Below are 4,164 nucleotides of genomic sequence, written 5' to 3' on the forward strand. Positions count from 1 at the left end.
CACGGGCTGGTACGACGCCCCCATCGCCCGGTACGCGTCGCGCATCAACGGCGTCACCGACTTCGTGCTGACCAAGCTCGACGTGCTCACGGGCATCGAACGCATCCCCGTCGCCGTCGCGTACGACGTCGACGGCGAGCGCTTCGACGAGGTGCCGGTCTCGCAGTCCGACTTCCACCACGCGAAGCCGATCTACGAGGAGTTCCCCGGCTGGAATGAGGACATCTCCGGTGCTCGCGAGTTCGCCGACCTGCCCGCGAACGCGCAGTCGTACGTGCGCGAACTCGAGGCCATGAGCGGTTCCCGCATCTCGGCCATCGGCGTCGGCCCCGGGCGCGACGAGATCGTCACCCTGCACGACCTGCTCGGCTGACGGCCGCCTGCCCAGGCGGGCTCGTTCGGCACCGACGACGAAGGGGGCGGATGTCCGTGACATCCGCCCCCTTCCCTCTGTCTGCCGTGTTTACGGCGTGACGATGGCGAACGCCTCGTCGCCCGGGTCGATGACCCCGAGCAGGCGCTCGAGCACCGAGGCGTCGCCCTCGATCGCGACGCCGGCCGACGTGGAGTCGCCGCCGAGGAGTGCCAAGAGGCGGCCCTTCGTGAGGCTGAGGGTCAGCTCGACGTCACCCGCGCCATCCTCGAGGTAGATCAGCACGCCGTTGCGGAGCGTGATCCGGAACCGGCGATCGAGGTCGGTGAGCACGATCGCGAACGTCAGGTCGAGATCCCACGCCTTCGGGCCGTCGATCTTGATCGCGATCGCGTCGAGCAGCTGCTCGGGGCTCAGCTGAGCGAGCATCGAGGGGGCGCTGGTCTTCGTCGGGGTGCCGAAGTTGCCGACGCGCAGCTCCGTCGCTCCGGAGAGGAAGAAGTTGCGCCACGTGCCGTTCTCCGAGCCGTAGGCCAGCTGCTCGAGCGTGTCGGCGTACAGCGCCCGGGCGGCGTCGTGGTGCTCGTCGACGAAGACGGCGTGGTCGAGCAGGGTCGCCGCCCAGCGGAAGTCGCCGGTGTCGAACGCGGCCTGTGCGAGCTCGACCACCCGGTCGATGCCGCCGATCGCGTCGACGTAGCGCGTCGCGATCGCGGCGGGCGGGTGCGGCCAGAGGCGCGCCGGGTTGCCGTCGAACCAGCCGAGGTAACGCTGCACGATCGCCTTGACGTTGTGGCTCACCGAGCCGTAGTAGCCACGCGTGTGCCACGCCCGCTCGAGCGCCGGCGGCATCACGAAGTTCTCGGCGGCCTCGGCGGCGGTGTAGCCGCTGTTGACGAGCCGCAACGTCTGGTCGTGCAGGTAGGCGTAGAGGTCGCGCTGCACCGACAGGAACTCGACGATGTTCTCGCGGCCCCAGGTCGGCCAGTGGTGCGAGGCGAAGACGGCGTCGGTGCGATCGGCGTAGCGCGTGATCGCCTCGGTGAGGTACTGCGACCACACGTGCGGATCGCGCACGACGGCACCGCGGAGCGTCAGCAGGTTGTGCAGGTTGTGCGTCGCGTTCTCGGCCATGCAGAGTGCGCGGTAGCGCGGGAAGTAGAAGTGCATCTCGGATGGCGCTTCGGTGCCGGGCGCCATCTGGAACTCGATCTCCACGCCGTCGACGGTGTGCGTCTCGCCCGTCGTCGTGATCTCGAGCGTCGGCACGATCATGCCGATGACACCGGTCGACGTGGTCTGGCCGAGGCCGGCGCCCACGGCGCCCTGCGGCCCGCGCTCGAGCGCCGCACCGTACATGTAGCCGGCGCGCCTGGCCATGGCCGTTCCGGCGTAGACGTTCTCGGCGACGGCGTGCTCGACGAAGCCCTCGGGGGCGATGATCTGCACCGTGCCGGCGTCGACCTCGGCCTGCGAGGTCACGCCGAAGACGCCGCCGAAGTGATCGACGTGCGAGTGCGTGTGGATGACGGCGACGACCTTGCGGTCGCCGCGGTTCGCGCGGTACAGCGCGATGGCGGCCGCGGCGGTCTCGGTCGAGATCAGCGGGTCGATCACGATGATGCCCGTGTCGCTCTCGACGATCGTCATGTTCGAGAGGTCGATGCCGCGCAGCTGGTAGACGCCCTCGACGACCTCGTAGAGGCCCTGTCGCGCGACGAGCTGCGACTGCCGCCAGAGGCTCGGATGCACCGTGTCGGGCGCACCTCCCTCGAGGAAGGCGTAGCTGTCGTTGTCCCACACGATGTCGCCGGCGTCGCTTCGCACGACCCCGGGCTCGAGCGCCGCGATGAATCCGCGATCCGCGTCATCGAAGTCGCGCGTGTCGTCGAACGGCAGCTGCGCGAGCGCCGCCGCCTGCTGTGCCCGGATGGTGTTCGTGGCCGGCTTGTGGTCCATGGAATGAAGTTCCCCCTTCGCGGGCGCGATCGCCCTCTGCCATCGTGGCAACCGCGCCGACCCGCTGCAAGGGAACGCGCCATGGCGGGCGGGTTCGAGGTTCCGGAGACGACGAAGGGGGCGGATGCCCGTGGCATCCGCCCCCTTCATAGGTCTGAACGTCGCGCTACTTCTCGGTGCCGACGGCCCCGTCGATGTTCTCGCGAACGCCGTCGATCTTGTCGTGGTGCTCTTCGGGCAGCACCTTCTTGGCGGCTTCGGTGACGCCGTCGAGCAGCTTGTCGCTGATGTCCTCCGCCTGCTCGCTGTCGAGCGCGTCGGCGATCTTGTCCTTGTTGTCCTCGATGAAGTCTTGCGCCTTCTTCGTGATGTCGTCCAGAGAACCCATGGCCCCCACCTTCCGTTCGTCGTGGTCGTGCTTTCGTCATCGTAGGGGCGGCCCGGGTCGAAGGGAAGGGCTGCGACCCCGGGCGACCGGATCGTCGACGACCGGTCACCTGCCCGTCATCGGGGCGTGGCACACTCGAACGGTGACCGCAACGCGCCCTGCCGCGGCCGACCTGGTCGGCCGATTCATCCGCCTCAGCCCGTTCGATGTCGCCGACATCCCCGAGCTGCACCGGGCGCTCTGCCGACCCGAGGTCTACGCGGGCGGTTACGGCGGCGGCCCGGCCGGGCAGCCGGCCGACTTCGCGGCGTACGACGCGTTCGCACGTGCGTACTACTCGGCCGGCGAGGCGGCGATGCCGTGGACCGTGCGCCTGCGCGGAGGCCCCGACGACGGTCGCGTGGTCGGCGCCACGAAGCTCGCCGACTTCGACCTGCCGAACGAGTCGGCGCACATCGGCTGGACGGCCTACGACCCGGGCGTCTGGGGCACGGCGGTCAACCCCGAGGCCAAGCTGCTGCTGCTCGACCTCGCGTTCCGCAGCGGGTTCGGTCGGGTGAAGATCCAGGCCGACGCCAACAACGCTCGTTCGCGGGCGGCCATCGAGAAGCTCGGCGCGCAGCTCGACGGAATCATGCGGCGGCACAAGCCCCGGGCCGACGGCAGCTGGCGCGACAGCGCCGTGTACTCCGTCATCATCGACGAGTGGCCCGAGGTGCGTGCCCGTCTCACGGCACGACTGGCCGCGCTCGGCGACCAGCCCGTCGTGGTGCGGGAGCGCGGCGAGCCCCGGCGCGGCTAGCCGGCGCGGCTAGCCCCAGAGCTCCAACGCGCCGTCGACCATCGCGGCGACTCCGCCGGCGTAGGCGATCACGATCACGGCGATGCGCGCCGCGTGGTGGGGGATGCGCTTGTGCAGGAGCTCTCCGAGGCCGAGGCCGACGAGCAGCGCGCCGATGACGAGGGGCCAGGCGCCGGGTTCGAGCTCGGGCAGCACCCAGCCGGTCGCGCCGAGCTTGCCGACGAGTGAGGCCACCCCGATGACGACGAAGTAGGGCTGGGCCGTGGCGGCGAAGCCCGCCTGCGGCCAGCGCGTTGCGACCGCGTAGACGCTGAGCGCCGGTCCGCCGACGCCGGCCGAGGCGTTCATGAACCCGGATGCCGCGCCGGCGATGATCGCTGGACTGCGACCCGTCGCGACGTGGTCGGTGCGGGTGACGAGGAGCGACACCGTGAGCGCCACGACGACGAGCACGCCGACACCGAGCTGGAGCACCGGCCCCGGCAGTCGTGCGGCGACGAGCGCGCCGACGACGGTGCCGACGAGCGCCGGAACGACGAGCCATCCGAACCTGGTCCAGTCGACGAGCTTCCACACCCTCGGCAGGATGAGGAGCGAGGAGAGCACGGCGCAGAGGTTCACGAGCACGACGCCGTCGAACGG

At 70.3% G+C, this 4,164-nt stretch carries 5 protein-coding genes; 2 read left to right on the forward strand and 3 right to left on the reverse strand.

What is annotated here, in order from left to right; translation table 11 throughout:
- Nucleotides 1–373 (forward strand): adenylosuccinate synthetase (locus VIP82_RS06930; protein ID WP_331906995.1); only part of this gene is annotated, 373 nt, incomplete at its 5' end.
- A gap of 90 nt (nt 374–463) precedes the next feature.
- Here VIP82_RS06930 and VIP82_RS06935 read toward each other — a convergent pair.
- The gene (locus VIP82_RS06935) at nt 464–2,332 is read right to left on the reverse strand and encodes an alkyl/aryl-sulfatase (RefSeq protein ID WP_331906997.1); all 1,869 of its coding nucleotides are present in this window, start codon (nt 2,330–2,332) and stop codon (nt 464–466) included.
- Between the two features lie 166 nt (nt 2,333–2,498).
- Entirely contained in the window at nt 2,499–2,720 is a 222-nt protein-coding gene (locus tag VIP82_RS06940; RefSeq protein WP_331906999.1) for a hypothetical protein, read from the reverse strand.
- 142 nt (nt 2,721–2,862) lie between these two features.
- On the opposite strand from VIP82_RS06940, the gene VIP82_RS06945 reads away from it, so the two are divergent.
- Nucleotides 2,863–3,522, forward strand: a complete 660-nt coding sequence (locus tag VIP82_RS06945) for a GNAT family N-acetyltransferase (protein ID WP_331907001.1) — start codon at nt 2,863–2,865, stop codon at nt 3,520–3,522.
- A gap of 9 nt (nt 3,523–3,531) precedes the next feature.
- Here VIP82_RS06945 and VIP82_RS06950 read toward each other — a convergent pair.
- On the reverse strand, nt 3,532–4,164 hold a 633-nt coding region (locus tag VIP82_RS06950; protein ID WP_331907003.1), incomplete at its 5' end, for a TSUP family transporter.

The sequence above is a fragment of the Microbacterium sp. genome, from assembly GCF_036566905.1.
Taxonomy (GTDB): Bacteria; Actinomycetota; Actinomycetes; order Actinomycetales; family Microbacteriaceae; genus Microbacterium.